Below are 17,568 nucleotides of genomic sequence, written 5' to 3'. Positions count from 1 at the left end.
GGGAATCTATGTTCTCTATCGTTCTATTGTAACATAAGTAGCGAGAGGGGGGGCAAGCGGCGGACATGGGACTATTTTCAATTTTAGCCGTTCAAAGCCCGCGTTCCTTGATTGATTTCCGGTTCGTTCGTCACGCTGTTAGGGTTGTTGGTTAAACTTCCGAAGCTGTCGCCCGGCGAAAACGCTGCGGCTCCTCCGCTCATTTTGTTGTTGCTGGACATCACGATATAAGCGGTATTTCCGATTTGAACGTTGGAACTGTTAGAGACACTGTTGATTTTGATACTCCCGACAATGGAACCCACCATCCGAACCCCCTCCAAACCAGACTGACCGTGTTTCATTGTATGTACGAGAGGGCCCAAGTGTCACTTTCCCGCTTTATTTCCTTCCATATGGAGGGGCGCTTTGGCGGAAAGGTTTTTTTCGCATCAAAAAAGGCGGTCCGAAGACCGCCCCACTCATCACGTTTGCCGGTAGAAACGCAGGCACGCATCCCGTTTCCGGAGGAAACGCTTCCGCCTACTCTTCCTCTTCCGGCTCTGCCTCGTAGCGGCAGACGAATCTTTCCGTGCCGGGGTATTTCTCTCCCAGCGAACTTACCGTAAAGCCGATGCTGCGGTAAAAATCGACGGCGTCCTCGTCCGTCTCCGCCACGATTTCCCGGGGCTTTTTCAGCTGGATCAGCTCCAGGATCTGTCCCCGGCCGTAACCGACCCCCCTGCACTCCGGATGCACGGCCAAATGGTGGATCGTCAGAGTCCCTTCCGCATCCGCCGAAAAGCCGACCAGCCCGATAAGGTCTCCCTCCGATTCGTATCCGTACAGCTCGCGCTCCGGTGCCTGCCCGTAGAACCGCACCGCTTCTTCCACCGATTCAGGGTCCGGAAACACGGCATAGCCCAGCAGTTCCCTGACTTTTTCCTGATCCGTGTGCGATTTTATATGTTTGAGCATGGAAATCCCTCCATTCGTAGTCCGTGTAATTTCATAAAATTCTGTATGTATAGAGCCCATCCACTTACCGTCCGGCCGTAACTCGCCGCACCCCTTACAAGCATGCCTGTCCGTGCGTCAAGTATACGTGTTCGGGGCTATCCGGCCGACCGCCCGGTCGATCCGGAAGCCACTTGCTTTAAGCTTTCCGGCGTAGGCCTATCCCGTCTACCCGATGTAAGGCAGGAGGTAGATGACAAGCGTAACCGTAAACATGCTGAGCACGGTAGACATAAACACGGCCTGCGAAGAAAACTCCGGCTCGTTGTCGTACTCGACCGCCAGCAGGACACTGCTGAGGGAGGTCGGCACGGCGCAGGACAGGACAAGCGCTTGCGCCATCACGCCATGAAGTCCCAGCAGGCAGACGACGCCCAGACCGATCAGCGGGCCCATGCACAGCCGAAGGAAATTCGACCAGAGCACGTCGGAGAACCGGAAGGTCCACTTCATGCTGCCGAGCTGGACACCCAAGGTGAGCAGAGCCGTCGCCATGAAGCCGTCCGCAATATAATGCAGCGGAATATTAAGCGGCTGGGGCACCGCGATCTGATAATGACGCAGAACGAAAGCAAGCGGAATCATGTAAATCGTCGGCAGATAGGCGACCGTTTTCAACATATCTTTCCAACTGCTTTTATGGGCGTTTACGTTGTAAACACCGAGCGTATTGGGCAGCAGATTCTGCATCATCATCACGATCATTTGCACGGACAGGGTGAACGCATCCCCGACAAATACCATCTGATTGAGCGGAATCGCGTAATTGGCGCTGTTGTAGAAAATAATGCTGTTGCGCATGGCTCCTTTCATTCCGCCCTTGTACCTGCGGATGCGCACGAACAATTCGGTCATCACGGAAATGGCTGTGAAAAACAGCAGGAAGAACAAAAGTACCTGACCGAGAATCGCCACGGATAACTCCGATTCGGACAGCTTGACGAAAACCAGCGCAGGAGCAAATACGTAAAAATTCAATTTCGACAACGTCTTAATATCCAGGCGGAACGCCCGGAACATCGCCGCGCCGATCAGAATCATTACCGCCAGCGGCACGATATTGTTGAGAAAGATATATATAAAATAGGTCATGCTTTCATCACTTCTCGTCAGTTAGTCGGGAAAGATAAATCGGACAACCAAACCCATATATGGTAAAATAACCAAGAGCAATCGAAATCGGTTCCCTATTAAGCAAGAAAGGAGGTAAACGAATGAAAAAAATCGTCGTCCTGATCTTTGCCGCTTTTTTCGCTTTTTCCGCCAACGCATCGGCAGCCTATACGGCCGTCTCCCAAGACCTGTACGTCAGCCAGGCCGCGCCGCACAAAGCGAGCATAGGACTGTGGAGCGCAACGAACGAGGTCGTCCAGCTAACGGTTTATTCCAAAAGCCCGAACGGACAGCTGAGTCCCGTCTACTCCAAAAGCGTAGCTATCGGTCCGGCTGTTCCCAGCCCGGTTGAACTGTCCGTAGGTTACTTGGCCCCGGGAACGTATGTTATCCAGGGAGAATTTCAAGGCAGTTACGGCAGCCTGGGCCCCGTCGGTCTTTATCCGTCCTTTTAAACAGGCACGTGAAAACGCAGCAACCACTGATCGTTTCTCAGTGGTTGTTCTTTTGTTTTCGCTGTTTTTAGTCGGCCTTCAGCGCTCTTCCCTTTTCATCGAGAAAAAATTTCGCCTTCCGGACGGTATCTTCTTTAACCATAATCACTCTTCTGACCGAGGGATCCGATTTATCGACTTTCGTTTCCCAGCCGTCCGTATTCACCAGTTCCAAAATCTCGTCCAGGCTCATGGATTTATATCCGTAAAAGCCGCTTAGTCCGGCCCATTCTTTCAAAAGGACCTTAACCCGGTAATCCAGCTTGTCCAGCGACTCGCCGCCGGCGTTCTTTCTTTTACCCATCTTCATTAACTCCCCTGTGTGTGCAAATTAAAATCCGTCAATGATGTTCCGACTCTTCACTTTACCACGATCTCGACCCGTGTTCCATCGGGAAGTTTATCTAGCTGATTGCCGATCCACGATCCGGCCCCCCGGTTGTCCGCGGGTTTGATGTAAGCGATATCCGCTCCCTTGCCGCCTTCGGCGCACATCGCCATCGGCCATTCGTCGCGGTCGTAATTTTTTTTGGTCGCGACACCGGCCAGGGACTGCCTGCGGTTCTCTTCGGCTCCCTTCCGGTCGATCGTGCAGACGGGCGAAGCTCCTTTTGCCACCGCGTCTTTGATGTGCTTGGCGGTTTCGGGATACTTGTCGCTCGGGAAATAGATCGTCTGGTCGACAGAAGTGCTCTTGCCCGTCCCGCCGTCGAACAAACCGGTGTTTTTGGCGACGACCGAGACGAGAACAATCAGCAGAAAAAGAAAAATCGAGGCCGTTTTCTTGTTCTTTTTTCGTGTTTTGGTCATGGTTTCCATCCGCATTCTATGTAGTGGCTATCCTTGCCATTGTATCATACAAACGCGCTTTCCGGACGCAAAAAAAACCGCCGCAGGGCTTCGCCCCGCGCGGTTTATTCCGTCAGCCGCCGCTTATCAGCGGTTGGCTTCGCGGATTCTTTTGAGCTGATTGACGTGAGCCGTCTCATGGATGGCGATAAAATGCGCCCACTGGGTGGCGTTCATTTCAAAACCCGACGGATGCGGGAACAGAAGATCGTTGGTGTTCCGTTCGGCCAGCTTCGGAATGAGCGCCTTCGTCGCCGCTCGCACTTCATCCAGCTTTTGCAGCGCTTCTTCGTAAGACAAGGTGCCCGTAGGCTTGGCCGGGTCCGGAGCCTCGATCTTTTTGCCGATCATTCCGCTGGCTTGCAGAATGCCCATCACGTCCGTCACCTTCTCGTCCAGCGGTTCGGAAGGTCCGGCCGGCGTTTGACCCACAACCTGCTTAAGCTGATAGAGGATCATTCCTTCCAGGTTCGCCAGATGCTCCACCACTTCGGTCACATTCCAGCCGTCCGGCTTCTCGCGGAGCTGCTTTTCGTCCGGGCCGAACGAATTCAGAACTTCCGTAAGCTGGCGGCGCACATGATCCATATAAGGCACAATATCTTTAAAGGCTACCAAACTAATCCCCTCCGGGTTTCGTATTGTTCTGCTTGTCTGTTTTGCTTTGTCTTCTATTGTACCACTCCGGATGCCGGAATAAAAAAAGCCGGAGACCGCGGTCAGCGGCTCCGTACTTCAAAAACGGCAAACTTCAGATAATTTCCTTCGTCGACCCCGAGCAGGCGCGGATGATCTTTGCCCGCGGCGCGGAATTCGACCAGCCGGAGTATCTTCCCGGCATCGACGGCGGCCGCATGGACAGTCTCCAGGAACAGCTCCGGCGCCATGTGGTACGAGCAGGAAGCCGTCACCAGATAGCCGCCTTCGTTGACCAGCTTCATCCCGTGCAGGTTAATGTCCTTGTAGCCGCGGCAGGCGCCCTCGACGGCGCTGCGCGTCTTCGCGAACGCGGGCGGATCGAGAATGACAACGTCCCACGTCCGTCCTTCCCCGACGGGTTTGGAGGTGTCGACCTTCGCGCCTTGTCCGGCCAGCGCTCTCTGGCGCCGTTCCTCGACTCCCTTCACCTGCTTGCGCAGGTATTCGAAAGCGTCGGCCACGACGAACTCGACCCGGTCTTCAAACCCGTTCAGCGACACGTTCGTACGGGCGCTCTCCACCGCATGCTCGGAAATGTCCAGGCAGGTGACTTTCTTCGCCCCGTATTTGCACGCATGCAGCGTAAAGCTGCCGGTATGCGAGAAGCATTCGAGCACCGTGGCCCCGTCCCAGTACGGGAACGTGACGACTTTGCCGTTCGCGTTAACCGGCAGACGCCGCATCTGTCCTTCGTGCTCCACCTCGCGTAGCGCGATGCCGCTTTCGGCTCCCCAGCCCTTCATAAGCGGCTCGGTTGCCGCGCGATTTTCCCGCTGGTCGAAGAAATAGCCCGTCTTCTGTCCCTGCTCGATATCGACCTCGATATGAAGACCGTTCTCGAGAATGCGGACATAACGCGGACATTCCCCGTAAAGCGGACCCGTGGTCTGCGTCAGACCCTCCAGCTCTCTCACCGGCACGTCGCTGCGCTCGTAAATGCCCTGCGGAGCGAACACTTCAACCAAAGCCGCCGTGATCGCTTCCCGGCACACATCCATGCCGAGCGTCAAAATCTGCACCACGAGAACGTCCGCAAATTTATCGACGGTAAGCCCGGGCAGAAAATCCGCTTCCCCGTATACGAGACGGTAAGAATCCGAATCCTGCAAAAACCGCGCCCGGTGTCTGGCGCAGCGCCCGAAACGCTCGACAAAAAACTCCTTCGTCATCGCTTCAAGCGGTTTATAGCTGACTACCCGTCCGGTAATCTGGGACTTCGGATTGTAGTATGCCGACGCGAGCGGCTGCCCGGCATGGGTCCGCACTTCCACGACCTGTCCGGGAACGGGTTCGCCTTCCACGCGTTCGATTTCGCTTGCGAAGATCCAGGGATGACCCTGTTCAAGCCGTTTTTTTCTTTTTTTCTGTAAGACGATTGCTGCCATTGTAAGGCTCCTTCCTCCTGCCAAAACCCCCGTCCTGCCTGGACGGGAAGCACTTCAGTTCGATTGCGGCGGGCAGGGGTGCTTGTCATGCCCTCCGCTGTCCGCTCATATACTTCTAAGACAACCCGTTCTCCACGGAATAACGATCAAAGGAGCAGGACCTATGTGGCTATCACTGGCTCTCCCCCTACTCGCAGGGCTGTCTGTCTTCTTATTCGGGATGAAAATGATGGAGCTGGCCTTAAACCAGTTGGCCGGGCCCCAAATATACCGGTTTCTCGAAACCGCCACCCGGACCCCGGCCCACGGCCTCGTCACCGGAACCGCGCTGACGGCACTGCTCCAAAGCAGCAGCGCCGTCACGGTGATCTCGATCGGCCTAGTCAACGCCGGCGTCCTGACTTTCCCGAGAACGCTCGGCATCATTCTCGGCACGAACATCGGCACGTGCCTGACGACCGAGCTGATCGGGCTCAACCTCGGCGCAGCCGCGCTGCCGCTGCTGCTGGCGTCCAGCGCCGTGTGGCTCGCCAGCTGGCTGCCGGGCCCGGCCCGGGGCCGGGCTGGCGCGGGCGCGGCGGCCCGCGGCGGAAACAGGCCCGGCGGCTACGCTTCCGGCGGCGCAAAGACGGACCCGGCCGGTACTCCGGCGCCGTCTCCGCGAGGCGGCGGCATCGCGGAGGGACGGCCTGCCGGCTCAGCGCGTACAAGCGGCGGCCCCGCAGCGGATTGCCCGACGCCTGACCGCGCTCGTCCGCCGGTGCGCTCGGCAGCTCCCGCTCCCTCCCCCGCGCATGAGGTTGTCCGGCCGGCTTCGCGGCAGGGCGGCGCCCGTGGCCCCGCACAGGAGCCGCCCGCCGGGCGCGGCTGGCTGCACGCCGTCCGCTATGCGGCGCTGGCCGCGGCCGGCTTCGCCCTGGTGCTGATCGGCATCCGGATCATGCAGAGCATCGGTCCGGCACTCCAGCATCAGGGCCTGTTCGCCTGGTTTATCGAGCAGGCCCGGGTCAGCCTGCTGTGGGGCGTTATCGCCGGCGCGGTCGTCGCCGCTCTCATCCACAGCTCCAGCGCGGTCATCGTAATGGCCATGGGCTTTGCGGCAAGCGGGGTCATCTCGCCTGAGCTCGGCATCGCCGTCACCTTGGGCTCTAACATCGGGACGTGCGTAACCGCCTGGCTCGCCAGCATCGGGGGCACGCGGGCAGGCGTGTTCGTAGCCTGGTCGCATATTTTGCTCAACGTAGGAGGCACGGTGCTCTTCTTCCCGCTGATCGGCCTGCTTCATGAGGTCTCGACTTGGATGACCGCCGATCCGTCGGCGCAAATCGCCCGCGCCCAAACGCTTTTTAACGTAGCCAGTTCGCTGATTGCGCTGCCGTTCTGCTATCTCCCCTTCAGTAGGAAGAAGAACCTGCAGCCCCGGACATAAGGGCGACGCCGGAGCTTGTGCCCAGACGCTGCGCTCCGGCTTCTATCATGCTGCGGGCCGTTTCCAGATCGCGGACACCGCCGGAAGCCTTGACACGGACGGCTACGGATACGGATTGCCGCATGAGACGCACGTGCTCGGCAGTCGCTCCTCCGGGTCCGAATCCGGTCGAGGTTTTCACGAAAGCGGCACCGGCTTCTTCGGCAAGACGGCAGGCAAGCACAATCTGATCGTCGCTCAGAAATCCCGTCTCCAGAATCACCTTCACGATCGCCCGGCCTTTCACGGCATCCACGACTTGCCGGATATCGTCCCGCACCGCTTCGGCGTTTCCTTCCAGCAGGGTGCCCACCGCCAGAACCATATCAATCTCTTCCGCTCCGTACTCCGCCGCTTTTGCCGCTTCGAAAGCTTTGACCTCCGGCAGAGACGCACCGAGAGGAAAGCCGACAACCGCGCATACTTTCACCGCGGTGCCCTGAAGCTCCTCTCTGCACAGGGGCACCCATTCGCTGTTCACGCACACGCTGTAGAAGCCGAACTCCTTCGCTTCCCCGCAAAGCTTACGGATATCGCCGCTCCGCGCTTCCGGTTTTAAGAGCGTATGGTCGATATAAGACGCCAGATCGCCGGCCGCCGTCATACGAGCCTCACCTCGTATCCGAGTTTTTGCAAAGCCGCAAGCACAACCCCGTCGTTGTTATCGTATCCCGATTCCGCCTGCTTCTTCCAAGCGGTTTCCGGACTCATCCATTCCACTCCGCTGATTTCTTCGATCTGAGCCTGCAGATCGCCGCCGACCGCTTCCACCAGATAATAGTGAACTTCCTTCTCCACGGTACCGCGCTCCGGATGCTCGTAACGGTACGAGATCACATCCAGCGGTTCCACGATCCGGCCCGTAATGCCGGTTTCCTCCGCGATTTCCCGCAGCGCCGTCTCCTCTATCGTTTCGCCCGGCTCCATCTTTCCTTTGGGCAGCGTCATTTTCCCGAAACGGTCCTGAATCAGCTGCACCTCCGTGCGTTCCTCCTGCTTGCGGAACACAACGCCGCCTCCCGAAATCTCCTTCATCGGAACCATCCTTTCCAGCCTCCGGCCTGTGCCGGGGTCATTCTTTACATTCTAACGAATAAACAGGGAGACAAGCAACGGAAAGAAGCCGACGGAGCTTCTTTTTTTGCGTGAGATTTTCGAAGCTTACCGATTAGCGAAAAACTTAGATGCTTTCTTTAGATTAGGAGCTTTTAAAATTATGTTTATAAAATCTTAATCTGGAATATATTGCTTAAAAATATTTTATTTTGTTTAATTATATATGGGTATGTTGCCCAAATTTACATTTTGCAGGAGGTAACTTATGTTAGGTAAAAAATCAATGATCGCAGTCACGTGTACGGGCCTCATGTTCTCTTCCCTGATGATAGCCAACTCCGCATCCGCAACCGAGACGTGCGGGGGGTATTTGTCCAATATGACAGATCCCCTCGCGATCAGAATGGAAAACGGAGAGAAAGTGATCTGGGACAATGTAGACCCCGTCCTGATTCAAAAACGGGACAAGTACGTCAGCCTGCTGAAGCAAAAAAACTGGACGATCACCTTCAACTCGGCTTACCGCCCGTACCAGTATCAGCGGCATTTGTATGAAATCGTACAGAATGCTTCCAAATCGTCCTGCGTCGCGGCGGAAAAAGCGGCGCACGGACTCGGCACGGAAGTCGCGAAGCCGAGCAATACCGCTCCGCACACTCGCGGCATCGCATTCGACGCCATAGTAAAGGACTCGGCGGGCAACGCCCTGAACGGCAGAACGTTCGTCAACAGCCAGCTGAAAGACGTGGCGGCGCAGGCCGGCCTCAGCTTCCCGCTTCCGACGACCGACGGCGTTCACCATATTGTTGCCGGCGGCTCCACGACACCGGACGACGGCGTGCTGAGGCTCGGAGACCAGGGGCCGGAAGTAACGGAGCTGCAGCAGCAGCTTAACAAAGTCGGCTACACGGTCTCCACGGACGGCATCTTCGGCAGCGGCACGGATACCGCGGTGAAGCAGTTCCAGTCCGCGCACGGCCTGACTTCCGACGGAATCGTAGGCGTGGCGACCAACGCCAAGCTGGACGCGCTCTCCACCACGACGACCGTGCTCCGCTCGGGCAGCTCCGGCGACGAAGTGAAAGTTCTTCAGCGCCTGCTGACCAAAAAAGGCTACACGGTCACGGCCGACGGAATTTTCGGCAGTGGAACGGAAACGGCCGTGAAGAAATTCCAGACGGCTAACTCGCTTACTTCGGACGGAATCGTCGGTTCCGCTACCTGGTCTAAATTAAGACAGTAATTTCCGGACTCATATGATTACTATTTATTTATAAAAAAAGCCCGCTCCCTATAAAGGTGAGCGGGCTTTTCCGGGTTTGCTGTTCCGGTTTGCTGTTCCGGTTTGCTTTTTCAAATAGATCCTTTAAATCCCGCTAGTTCCTGCCTCTCCTTGTCATCCTGTCTCAGTCGATTTTTTCCTCAGAGGCTGCGGAGAAAAAGTAATAGCCTCCACGCCAGCTAATCTTCTCCCCCTTCCTTAATAGCGCAGGCTTATTATACACTTGCAGGAAGTATGACTTGCCGTACTCTTGCGTAAATACGACCGGCTGGTCTTCTGCGAGGTAATGTAGTTTTCCCAGTCCGTAGTGCCGGTCAAGCGAGACCAGCAGCTGGTGCCGGAACCCGTTCTGCGAAGCCGAACCAAGCAGATACTTGTCTACATCCGGATGCAGAGATTTCATGCCGGAGTCGCTGTACTTGCCGGCTTCGCTTCTCGCCACTTCCGTTTTTCCGGCATAATAACGGACTTCCCGGTTCCATGCGCCATTGACGGATTGCAGGCCGTAATAGCGATACAAGGTGATATTTTCTAAAGGCACGATGTCCGTGCGGACCCGTACCTTTCCTCCTTCGATTTCATACGAAACCGTTTCCTGCAAAATCTCGCGTCCGCTGCCGTCCGCTTCCTTCGTATTATAGCCCTGGATCCGGTTGACCACTTCTATCTTCACCTTGCCGGAAGCGATCTTCCTGTCTTGAAGCTCCTTTCCGTCCACGGTCACTTTATAGTGTACGGTTCTGGCCGTCGCCGAGCTGTTCTCGCCGCCGTCGTAGTTGTGGTTGCCCCCGGTGAAATCCTGGCCGTTTCCGTTGCCGTTCCGATCGGCTCCCGCGATATAAGGGCCGATCCAATCCGAGATGTCGGGCCACAAAACAACGGAAGGACGGGACAAGTCGGGGCTGGTATGTTTGTCCGTATTCGGGCTTAGCCGCCATTCCTTCATTCCGTACAACTTGTTGGCGCCGGCATGATCGAACACGATCCACATGTCGCTGCCGCTGTTGTATTTATGCGCAATCTTGACGCTGCTCCCTTCCTTCACGATATACTGAGTGCCGCCCCGCTGCGGTTCCCCGAAAAGAGAAAGATTGAATTCATTATTGGCCGAGGCTTCGGCACTTGCAGCATCCCCGGATTTTTCATCGCTGCCGGACACAAAAGCCGCAAAGGATACAGACGAGCAAACGGACGTTATAAGTACCCAAACAAACATAAACAAAACGGTGTGTACGAAAATCTTTTTCATTATCATCACCCTTTCCATGCAGTCTCCCTCACGTCAACTAAACGCTGCCTGCTTTCACTCCTCTCCCCGGTATTTTCAAACGATCCAAATATGGTAAATAAATCCTACTTAATCATAACAAAATAGCGGTTTTTTTCAACAATTCTTTTCTACACCTACGGGGACTTATTTTTGCGCAAAAAAAACCGCGATCTACGCGGTTTCCTCATCCTGTATGCTGCCCTCGGCATCTTTCTATACGCCGGGTATATGATCCTTGCGAAGCACCCGCCGGTTCAGTTTCCGGCCGCAGCACCTTCATCCGCCGGTGAAGGCGAAGGAACGGTACTCGGCCGGGAAGCGCTCACCCCGGACCCCGCAGCGCCTCCCTCCCCCTTCTTCGCCGGAGGCTTCGGAGTCGGCTTCGCGGAGGCCGTAGGCGCAGCCTCGCCCTCCGGCGGCTTGACTCCCGGAGAAGGCTGCGGGGTCGCCTCCCCGGAAGGCTTCTCCGTGCCTTCCGGCGGCTCATTGCCCGCGACGGGAGGCTTCACGCTTCCCGTCCCGTTCTTGGGAGGCGGGCTTCCGGCACCCGCCGGGGTCTCTTTCCCTCCGGGAGCGGTGTCCGCCCCATCTGCCGGCGCTTGCGACGGCGACGGCGACGGCGACGGAGTCGCGGGTGCTTCTCCGGCCGTAGAATCCTCCGTCCGCGTGAGGCTTCCGCTTTTGCGCTCTCTGGAATCGACGGAGGCGTAGGCTTTGCCGTTCTCCCCGTTGATCCGCTGAATTTTTCCTCCGGCAAGGCGGTAGCCTTGTGGAGCTTTGAATGCGGTGACCGGCTGGCCCTTGAGCGCCTGACTCATGATTTTCTGGAAGATGGCGGCCGGAAGCTTATCGCCGCCTGTCGTCAGGTAATGCTCACGGTTCGTCACCGGGTAACCGACCCACACGGCCGTCACCAGTTCCGGCGTATAGCCGACAAACCACGCATCCTTGGAGCCGTCGATAACGCCCCCGGATGAAGTGCGGAATTCGGCCACATCGGGAAGCTGCGTCGTTCCCGTCTTGCCCGCCACATCGCGGTTAAGTCTTGCGTTGCGGCCCGAGCCTTCCGTGATGACCTTCTGGAGCATCTCCGACATCGTGTAGGCCGTATTGGCATCGATCACCCGCGCCGTTTTCGTTTTCTGCTCCAAGATGACGTTGCCGCTTCGGTCTTTCACTTGTGTGACCGCATAAGCGTGAGCCAGGTTGCCGCCATTCGCATACATCGTGTAGGCCTGCGCCATGACTAGCGGAGAAGTGCCGTATTTCATGCCGCCCAGGGCAAGGCCGTAAACCCGGTCGTCATCTTCCAGCGGAAGACCGGCTTTGCGCCCGAAAGCCAGCGCCTTCTCGACGCCCACTTCCTTCATCAGCGCCACGGCGGGCACATTATAGGACTGAGCCAGCGCTTCCTCCATCGTCACCCAGCCGTGGAACCGGTGGCCGTAATTGTTCGGCTTGTAGCCTCCGGCGAATTCCGTTTCCGCATCGTTGATCAGATCCTGGGGCTTGAAGCCGGCCAGCAGCGCCGGCGTATACACGACCACGGGCTTGATCGTCGAACCCGGCTGGCGCTGAAGCTGCGTCGCGTAATTAAACGCCCGGAACTCCTTCGTTTCGCTGCGGGAACCGACCAGCCCTTTTACCGCGCCGGTCTTCGCATCCAGGACGACGACGGAGCTCTGCAGCCCGCCTTTGTCCCCGGGGAAATTTTTCTTGTCCCGGTAGACGGCTTCCGCCGCATCCTGGACTTTCGGGTCCAGGTTCGTGTAAATTTCCAGCCCCGCCGACAAAATTTCCTGCTCGGACATTTTCGTTTTATCCAGCGTTTCCTGAATGACATAATCCACGTAAGTGGGGTACTTGTTGCTCGCCGAAAGAGACGTATTCTCCGTCAGCTTAATGGGCTCGTTCTGGGCAAGGTCGCGTTCCTCGGCCGTAATCTTTCCCTGCGACGCCATCATGCCGAGCACGAGATCCCGGCGTTCTTTGGCTTTATCGGGATTGTTAAGCGGCGAATATGCATTCGGCGACTTCGGCAATCCCGCAAGCAGAGCCGCCTCCGCCAGCGTAAGCTCGGATGTGTTTTTCCCGAAATAGATCTGCGAAGCCCGCTCGATCCCCCAGGCCCCCCGGCCGTAATAAATATAATTGAGGTAAAGCTCCAGAATCTGCTCTTTGCCGTAATTGTTTTCGATCTTGAGCGCCGCGACCGCTTCATTGATTTTGCGCTCAAGCGTCTGCTCCGAGCTGAAAAGCTTCACTTTGGCAAGCTGCTGGGTAATCGTACTCCCGCCCTGCACAACCTCCCCGTTTTTCACATTTGTAAACAACGCGCGGCTCAGACCCTTGTAATCAATCCCGTCATGCTCGTAAAACCGGGAATCTTCCACCGCAACAATCGCATTCGTCAGCTCTTTCGGAAACGCCGAATACGGAACATATTCCATTCTGGAATTGGTCAGCTCCGTGATCAGCTCCTTATTCGCATCGTAAATCCGCAGCGGCATCGGCGGCTCCTGCGCCAGCTTCGAAAGATCCGTCTGCCGGTACATCTCGATCCCCGTCTTCGCTGCCCACACTCCTGCACCAAGTACAACGACTAACGCTCCCAGAACGACAAAACCGGCGATTTTACGCGCTTTTCTCTTCTTTTTCGGTGTCGTTCGATTCTTTTTACCGGGCTTATCCGTCTGCTCGGTGTCGGTCATGCGTCCCCCTCCATCCAGCTGTGTATGTAACATGCCTGCTACCTATTACCACCGGAAAAAGAGGTTTTAAACACACGGCGCGTTTTTGCCCATGAATAAACGGACCTCCGCCCCTGCAGGCGGCCGATCCGCAGCTTCTTTTCTCTCTGTTTTTCCTATCCGATAAAAAAATGTGCAGCCGCTCTCCGGAAACTTGCGCAGCCAAACCGCTTTGGCGCGCCTTAGCTCCGTCTGCCGCTTATTTGCCTGCCGCAACCTGCTTCAGCGCCTGCTCGATGAAAGAATTATCCACCACCCGGGTCACGTCGATCTTCTGCTTGATCGCGTCCTGCGAGAGCATAAAATCCGCCGTCGACTGCTGCGCCTCCACAAATTCCGGCGTAATGACCGCGTTCAGCGCTTCGAGATTGCTCAGCACTTTCCGCACGATCCCGGGGTCCAGCTTTTTGGACTTGGCCAAAATTCCGACCGCTTCCTCCTGATGTTCCGTCAGCCAAAGCCTGGCTTTCTCGTACGTTTTCAGGAAAAGCACCGTCAAATCCGGGTGTTCCCGTGTAAACCCGCTGCGCGCGACGATAAAGCCCGGCCCGAGCAGATCGAGCTGCTTTCCGTCCGCCAGCACCGATGCGCCTCCCGTCACGACTTCGCTCGTTATAAACGGCTCCCAGATCGCCCAGGCATCCACCGCCCCGCTCTGGAATGCGGGCCTCGCCTCGTCCGGCTGAAGCTGGACGATTTTAATGTCGTCGGGCTTTAAACCGGCTTGGACGATTGCCCTGTACAGGAAAATCCAGCCGCTGCTGCCTTTGGCCACGGCGATTTTTTTGCCTTTCAGGTCCCGCACCGTTTGGAGCGGACTGCCTTTCGGAACGAGAATCGCGTTTCCTTTCTTGCCGTCGCCGCTTACGGCGATTTCTTTAAATTCCACCTTGCCTGCCTGGGCGGCAATGACAGGCCCGTTTCCGACGATCCCGAAGTCGAGCCGCCCTGCCGTAATGGACTCGAAATGGGGAGGGCCGCTCTGAAACTCCTGCCACTTGACCTCCGCCCCCGCTTTCGCGAATGCTTCCTCGAACCATTTCTTCTCCCGGGCGATCAGCAGCGGTCCCAGGCTCTGCTGGATTCCGATGCTCACCGTCACTTTGTCTTTCCCGCTTTTTCCGGCCGGGGCCGTGCCTTCCGTTAAGGCTTGCTCCCCTCTGCCGATGCAGCCCGAAAGCAGCAGAATCATCAGGAGCGCAAAAGGTGCGGCCCACCTGTAACCACGTCTTCTCTCATCCGCCGCCGGAGCCGTTTTGCGTGCAGCTTTCATTCTTTCTCCCCTTTCATTCCGTTTCGAGTCTCCTGTGCGGCCACCCCAAGCCTACCTACGCTTCAATCTTCTCCTTATGCCCTGAAAAAGTTATCTCCGCCGCCGCTTCTCGCTCCGCCAGCTTTCTTTTGAATACCGGCAGCAGCAAATCTCCCGTAATCCGGGCTTCTTCCAGATTCGGATACCCCGAAAGAATAAACGAAGAAATGCCGATATCCGTAAATTCCAGCAGACGGTTCGCCACCTGCTCGGCGCTGCCGACGAACGTCATGGCGCCGCCGCCGCGCACAATGGAAATGCCCGCCCACAAATTCGGGCCGATCAGATATCCGTTCGCCCGGGAACCTTCCCGCAGCGAGTTCTGGCGCTGCTGATTCGTCGCATCCGTTTCCTTAAAGCGGTGGCTGGACCATTCGATCGCGCTGTCGTCCACTTTGGAAATAATCTCCCACGCGTCTTTCCAGGCTTCTTCCTCCGTTTCGCGGACGACCACCTGCGCACGCAGCCCGTAGCGGAGCTCGCGCTCTTTCCCGGTGGACGCCTTCACTTCGGCCCGGATCTCCTCCACTTCCCGGATCTGCTCCCGTATCCAGGCAAGAGGCTCCGCCCACATCAGGTAGACGTCCGAGGTTTCGACGGCCGTCCGCTTCCCGGCTTCAGAGCTGCCCCCGAAATAAAGAGGCGGATAAGGCTTTTGCACGGGTAGAGGCAGTGCCGCCCCTCCTTCGAGCCGGTAATACTTGCCGCTGAACTCGACCTTCTCCGAATCGCCGTACTTGTACCCGCCGCCGGCGAGAAATTTCTCCCCGCCGTCGTTTGAGCGCGTCCACACGCTGCGGACGATATGCAGAAATTCCCGGGTGCGCACATACCGCTCGTCATGATCGCCGGCCAGCGGATCTCCCGCAGCCGACAAGTCGGACGGAGATCCGCCCGTTACGACGTTGATCAGCGCCCGGCCGCCGGACAGGACGTCGAGCGTGGCGGCCATTCTGGCGGCAAGAACGGGCGCGATCAGCCCCGGTCTCATCGCCACCAGAGGCTTGAGCGTCTTCGTATGCGAAGCGACGATGGAGCCGACAATCCAGGCATCCAGGCACGATCCGCCTGTGGGGATGAGGGCGAACGTAAAGCCCGCTTCCTCCGCCGCTTGCGCCACTTGAATCATATAGTCGGCGGATGATTCTCTTTCCGGCTCGACTCCGATATATTTCCCGTCTCCCGTGGTCGGAATAAACCAGCCGAATTCCACTTCCGGAACCGCGTTTCCCATGTTCCACGCTCCTTTGATGTTCATATTTCTCCCTGCGAATATTAAACTTTTCATATGCATTTAGTCGGATTAAAACAATGTAAAGACACCCTTCCTCATTCACGCCCCCTTCCCTGCAAAAAACGCCGCCTCTTCTTCCCGCGGCCCGCCCGCTTCACTCCTTTCGGCTACGCAAAAAAGCCGGAAACAATAAGCTCTCGCTTATGTCTCCGGCTGTCCGGTAGATGGGAATCAATGGAATTGTACCCCATCTTAACACCGTGCCCAGGGTCTGTCAACCCGCTATAAAACGTTTCTCAGACAATCGCTTTGATCCGATTCGCTGGCACGGTCTGCTCTTCCGCCACGCGGATCAGCTTGCCTTTGGATTCGTTCACGCCGGCTTCCTGCACTTCGACCGTACATACCCGGCCGATCATCTCTTCCGGCGCCTCGAATACCATCTGCATATAGTTGTCGCTGTAGCCCATCAGCAGGCCGCTGTCTTCCGCGGCCCCTTTGTAGGCGCGCTCCGGAATGACTTCCAGCTGTTTGCCCACATATTGCTTGGCGTACTCCAGCTGCATGTTCTCCGACAGGTCGATCAACTCGTGAACGCGTGCGTTCTTGATCTCTTCGTCGATTTGATCCAGCATCCGCGCGGCGGGCGTTCCCGTCCGTTTGGAATACGGGAATACGTGCATTTCGGCGAATTTCATCTGTTCCATAAAGGCATAGCCTTCGCGGAACATTTCGTCCGTTTCGCCCGGGAAGCCGACGATGATGTCCGTCGTGATGGCCGCGCCCGGCAGCGCTTTATGGATCAGCTCGATTTTACGGCCGTATTCGGCAGTCGTATATTTGCGGCGCATCCGTGCCAGAACCTGGTCGTTGCCGGCCTGGAGCGGAATGTGCAGATGACGGCACATTTTATCGGAGGCGCCCAGCACTTCCAGTACTTCATCCGTAATCTGGCTCGCTTCGATCGAGGAGATCCGGATCCGGTTCAAACCGTCTACCTTGTCCAGGTCCCACAGCAGGCGGGCCAGACTGTAATTCTCCATATCTTCGCCGTAGCCGCCGGTGTGAATGCCCGTCAGCACGATTTCTTTGTAGCCCGCGTCAACGAGCATGTGCGCCTGCTTGACGACGCTCTCAGGCTCCCGGCTGCGCATAAGGCCGCGCGACCACGGAATGATACAGAAGGTGCAGAAATTGTTGCAGCCTTCCTGGATTTTCAGAAACGCACGAGTGCGGTCGGCAAAATCCGGTACGTCCAGTTCCTCGAACTGGCGCGTTTTCATGATGTTGCGCACGGCGTTGATCGGCTGGCGCTCCTGCTGGAACTGCTTCACCAGGGAAATGATTTTGTCGCGGTCCTGCGTCCCGATCACGAGATCGACGCCCGGAATCGCCATGATTTCGGCAGGCGAAGTCTGCGCGTAACAGCCCGTAACGGCCACGATGGCCTCTGGATTGCGCCGAACGGCTCGGCGGATCATCTGGCGGCTTTTCTTGTCGCCGGTATTCGTAACGGTACACGTATTGATCACGTAAACGTCCGCCGTCTGTTCAAAATCGACCTGTTCATACCCTTCGCCTTTGAACATCTGCCAGATCGCTTCGGTGTCGTAAAAATTAACTTTACACCCCAAGGTGTGAAATGCCACAGTTGACATGA

The 17,568-nt window shown here is 56.9% G+C and carries 17 protein-coding genes; 3 read left to right on the top strand and 14 right to left on the bottom strand.

Annotation, left to right across the window (positions count from 1 at the left end; translation table 11 throughout):
- Positions 1 to 83 precede the first annotated feature (83 nt).
- The 3 genes from ABH899_RS01685 to ABH899_RS01675 all read right to left on the bottom strand — a co-directional run bounded on the left by ABH899_RS01685 (position 84) and on the right by ABH899_RS01675 (position 2,088).
- Positions 84 to 308 (bottom strand): spore germination protein, encoded by a 225-nt coding sequence (locus tag ABH899_RS01685; RefSeq protein WP_009675411.1) that lies wholly within the window; start codon positions 306 to 308, stop codon positions 84 to 86.
- 214 nt (positions 309 to 522) lie between these two features.
- The gene (locus ABH899_RS01680) at positions 523 to 957 is read right to left on the bottom strand and encodes a GNAT family N-acetyltransferase (protein ID WP_369993439.1); all 435 of its coding nucleotides are present in this window, start codon (positions 955 to 957) and stop codon (positions 523 to 525) included.
- Positions 958 to 1,164: 207 nt separating this feature from the next.
- Positions 1,165 to 2,088: an AEC family transporter gene (locus ABH899_RS01675; RefSeq protein WP_369993436.1), complete on the bottom strand. Its 924-nt coding sequence runs from the start codon at positions 2,086 to 2,088 to the stop codon at positions 1,165 to 1,167.
- Between the two features lie 122 nt (positions 2,089 to 2,210).
- Here ABH899_RS01675 and ABH899_RS01670 point away from each other — a divergent pair, with 122 nt between their 5' ends.
- Positions 2,211 to 2,564, top strand: coding sequence for a hypothetical protein (locus tag ABH899_RS01670; RefSeq protein WP_369993435.1), 354 nt, complete (start codon positions 2,211 to 2,213; stop codon positions 2,562 to 2,564).
- 67 nt (positions 2,565 to 2,631) lie between these two features.
- Here ABH899_RS01670 and ABH899_RS01665 read toward each other — a convergent pair whose 3' ends face one another.
- The 4 genes from ABH899_RS01665 to ABH899_RS01650 form a co-directional block, all read right to left on the bottom strand.
- Positions 2,632 to 2,907: a hypothetical protein gene (locus ABH899_RS01665; protein WP_009675426.1), complete on the bottom strand. Its 276-nt coding sequence runs from the start codon at positions 2,905 to 2,907 to the stop codon at positions 2,632 to 2,634.
- A 56-nt stretch (positions 2,908 to 2,963) separates the two neighbouring features.
- Positions 2,964 to 3,413 carry a NucA/NucB deoxyribonuclease domain-containing protein gene (locus ABH899_RS01660; RefSeq protein WP_218228360.1) on the bottom strand — a complete coding sequence of 150 codons (450 nt, stop codon included), beginning with the start codon at positions 3,411 to 3,413 and terminating at the stop codon, positions 2,964 to 2,966.
- A 126-nt stretch (positions 3,414 to 3,539) separates the two neighbouring features.
- Complete coding sequence (locus tag ABH899_RS01655; RefSeq protein WP_369993432.1) at positions 3,540 to 4,070, bottom strand: DinB family protein; 531 nt, start codon at positions 4,068 to 4,070, stop codon at positions 3,540 to 3,542.
- Between the two features lie 101 nt (positions 4,071 to 4,171).
- Positions 4,172 to 5,536, bottom strand: coding sequence for a class I SAM-dependent rRNA methyltransferase (locus ABH899_RS01650; protein WP_369993429.1), 1,365 nt, complete (start codon positions 5,534 to 5,536; stop codon positions 4,172 to 4,174).
- 163 nt (positions 5,537 to 5,699) lie between these two features.
- On the opposite strand from ABH899_RS01650, the gene ABH899_RS01645 reads away from it, so the two are divergent.
- Entirely contained in the window at positions 5,700 to 6,965 is a 1,266-nt protein-coding gene (locus tag ABH899_RS01645; protein WP_483312609.1) for a Na/Pi cotransporter family protein, read from the top strand.
- Here ABH899_RS01645 and deoC read toward each other — a convergent pair.
- Positions 6,931 to 7,608 (bottom strand): deoxyribose-phosphate aldolase, encoded by a 678-nt coding sequence (gene deoC / locus ABH899_RS01640; protein WP_369993425.1) that lies wholly within the window; start codon positions 7,606 to 7,608, stop codon positions 6,931 to 6,933. The two genes, ABH899_RS01645 and deoC, sit on opposite strands and share 35 nt — an antisense overlap.
- Positions 7,605 to 8,048 carry an NUDIX hydrolase gene (locus tag ABH899_RS01635; RefSeq protein ID WP_369993422.1) on the bottom strand — a complete coding sequence of 148 codons (444 nt, stop codon included), beginning with the start codon at positions 8,046 to 8,048 and terminating at the stop codon, positions 7,605 to 7,607. The genes deoC and ABH899_RS01635 overlap by 4 nt, the downstream gene beginning before the upstream one ends.
- Positions 8,049 to 8,325: 277 nt before the next feature.
- Here ABH899_RS01635 and ABH899_RS01630 point away from each other — a divergent pair, with 277 nt between their 5' ends.
- Positions 8,326 to 9,303 carry a peptidoglycan-binding protein gene (locus ABH899_RS01630; RefSeq protein WP_369993420.1) on the top strand — a complete coding sequence of 326 codons (978 nt, stop codon included), beginning with the start codon at positions 8,326 to 8,328 and terminating at the stop codon, positions 9,301 to 9,303.
- Positions 9,304 to 9,466: 163 nt separating this feature from the next.
- On the opposite strand, the gene ABH899_RS01625 is transcribed toward ABH899_RS01630, so the two are convergent.
- The 5 genes from ABH899_RS01625 to mtaB form a co-directional block, all read right to left on the bottom strand.
- Complete coding sequence (locus tag ABH899_RS01625) at positions 9,467 to 10,591, bottom strand: hypothetical protein (RefSeq protein ID WP_369993417.1); 1,125 nt, start codon at positions 10,589 to 10,591, stop codon at positions 9,467 to 9,469.
- 275 nt (positions 10,592 to 10,866) lie between these two features.
- Entirely contained in the window at positions 10,867 to 13,323 is a 2,457-nt protein-coding gene (locus ABH899_RS01620; RefSeq protein WP_369993414.1) for a transglycosylase domain-containing protein, read from the bottom strand.
- A 238-nt stretch (positions 13,324 to 13,561) separates the two neighbouring features.
- Positions 13,562 to 14,554: an aliphatic sulfonate ABC transporter substrate-binding protein gene (locus ABH899_RS01615; RefSeq protein ID WP_483312608.1), complete on the bottom strand. Its 993-nt coding sequence runs from the start codon at positions 14,552 to 14,554 to the stop codon at positions 13,562 to 13,564.
- 136 nt (positions 14,555 to 14,690) lie between these two features.
- Complete coding sequence (locus ABH899_RS01610) at positions 14,691 to 15,908, bottom strand: LLM class flavin-dependent oxidoreductase (protein WP_369993409.1); 1,218 nt, start codon at positions 15,906 to 15,908, stop codon at positions 14,691 to 14,693.
- Positions 15,909 to 16,204: 296 nt separating this feature from the next.
- Positions 16,205 to 17,566, bottom strand: a complete 1,362-nt coding sequence (mtaB, locus tag ABH899_RS01605; protein WP_369993406.1) for a tRNA (N(6)-L-threonylcarbamoyladenosine(37)-C(2))-methylthiotransferase MtaB — start codon at positions 17,564 to 17,566, stop codon at positions 16,205 to 16,207.
- Positions 17,567 to 17,568 lie beyond the last annotated feature (2 nt).

The sequence above is a fragment of the Paenibacillus sp. RC84 genome, assembly GCF_041260495.1.
Classification (GTDB): Bacteria; Bacillota; Bacilli; order Paenibacillales; family NBRC-103111; genus Paenibacillus_F.
Note: the sequence above shows the minus strand (reverse complement) of the source record. Positions and strands in the feature narration are given on the sequence as shown.

What these genes read in the sequence shown, in the direction of transcription:
- ABH899_RS01680 (WP_369993439.1), bottom strand. Translation starts at nt 957, where the DNA reads ATGCTCAAACATATAAAATCGCACACGGATCAGGAAAAAGTCAGGGAA.
- ABH899_RS01665 (WP_009675426.1), bottom strand. Translation starts at nt 2,907, where the DNA reads ATGGGTAAAAGAAAGAACGCCGGCGGCGAGTCGCTGGACAAGCTGGAT.
- ABH899_RS01650 (WP_369993429.1), bottom strand. Translation starts at nt 5,536, where the DNA reads ATGGCAGCAATCGTCTTACAGAAAAAAAGAAAAAAACGGCTTGAACAG.
- ABH899_RS01615 (WP_483312608.1), bottom strand. Translation starts at nt 14,554, where the DNA reads ATGATTCTGCTGCTTTCGGGCTGCATCGGCAGAGGGGAGCAAGCCTTA.
- ABH899_RS01670 (WP_369993435.1), top strand. Translation starts at nt 2,211, where the DNA reads ATGAAAAAAATCGTCGTCCTGATCTTTGCCGCTTTTTTCGCTTTTTCC.
- mtaB (WP_369993406.1), bottom strand. Translation starts at nt 17,566, where the DNA reads ATGTCAACTGTGGCATTTCACACCTTGGGGTGTAAAGTTAATTTTTAC.
- ABH899_RS01610 (WP_369993409.1), bottom strand. Translation starts at nt 15,908, where the DNA reads ATGGGAAACGCGGTTCCGGAAGTGGAATTCGGCTGGTTTATTCCGACC.
- ABH899_RS01635 (WP_369993422.1), bottom strand. Translation starts at nt 8,048, where the DNA reads ATGGTTCCGATGAAGGAGATTTCGGGAGGCGGCGTTGTGTTCCGCAAG.
- ABH899_RS01630 (WP_369993420.1), top strand. Translation starts at nt 8,326, where the DNA reads ATGTTAGGTAAAAAATCAATGATCGCAGTCACGTGTACGGGCCTCATG.
- ABH899_RS01685 (WP_009675411.1), bottom strand. Translation starts at nt 308, where the DNA reads ATGGTGGGTTCCATTGTCGGGAGTATCAAAATCAACAGTGTCTCTAAC.
- deoC (WP_369993425.1), bottom strand. Translation starts at nt 7,608, where the DNA reads ATGACGGCGGCCGGCGATCTGGCGTCTTATATCGACCATACGCTCTTA.
- ABH899_RS01620 (WP_369993414.1), bottom strand. Translation starts at nt 13,323, where the DNA reads ATGACCGACACCGAGCAGACGGATAAGCCCGGTAAAAAGAATCGAACG.
- ABH899_RS01625 (WP_369993417.1), bottom strand. Translation starts at nt 10,591, where the DNA reads ATGAAAAAGATTTTCGTACACACCGTTTTGTTTATGTTTGTTTGGGTA.
- ABH899_RS01675 (WP_369993436.1), bottom strand. Translation starts at nt 2,088, where the DNA reads ATGACCTATTTTATATATATCTTTCTCAACAATATCGTGCCGCTGGCG.
- ABH899_RS01660 (WP_218228360.1), bottom strand. Translation starts at nt 3,413, where the DNA reads ATGACCAAAACACGAAAAAAGAACAAGAAAACGGCCTCGATTTTTCTT.
- ABH899_RS01645 (WP_483312609.1), top strand. Translation starts at nt 5,700, where the DNA reads ATGTGGCTATCACTGGCTCTCCCCCTACTCGCAGGGCTGTCTGTCTTC.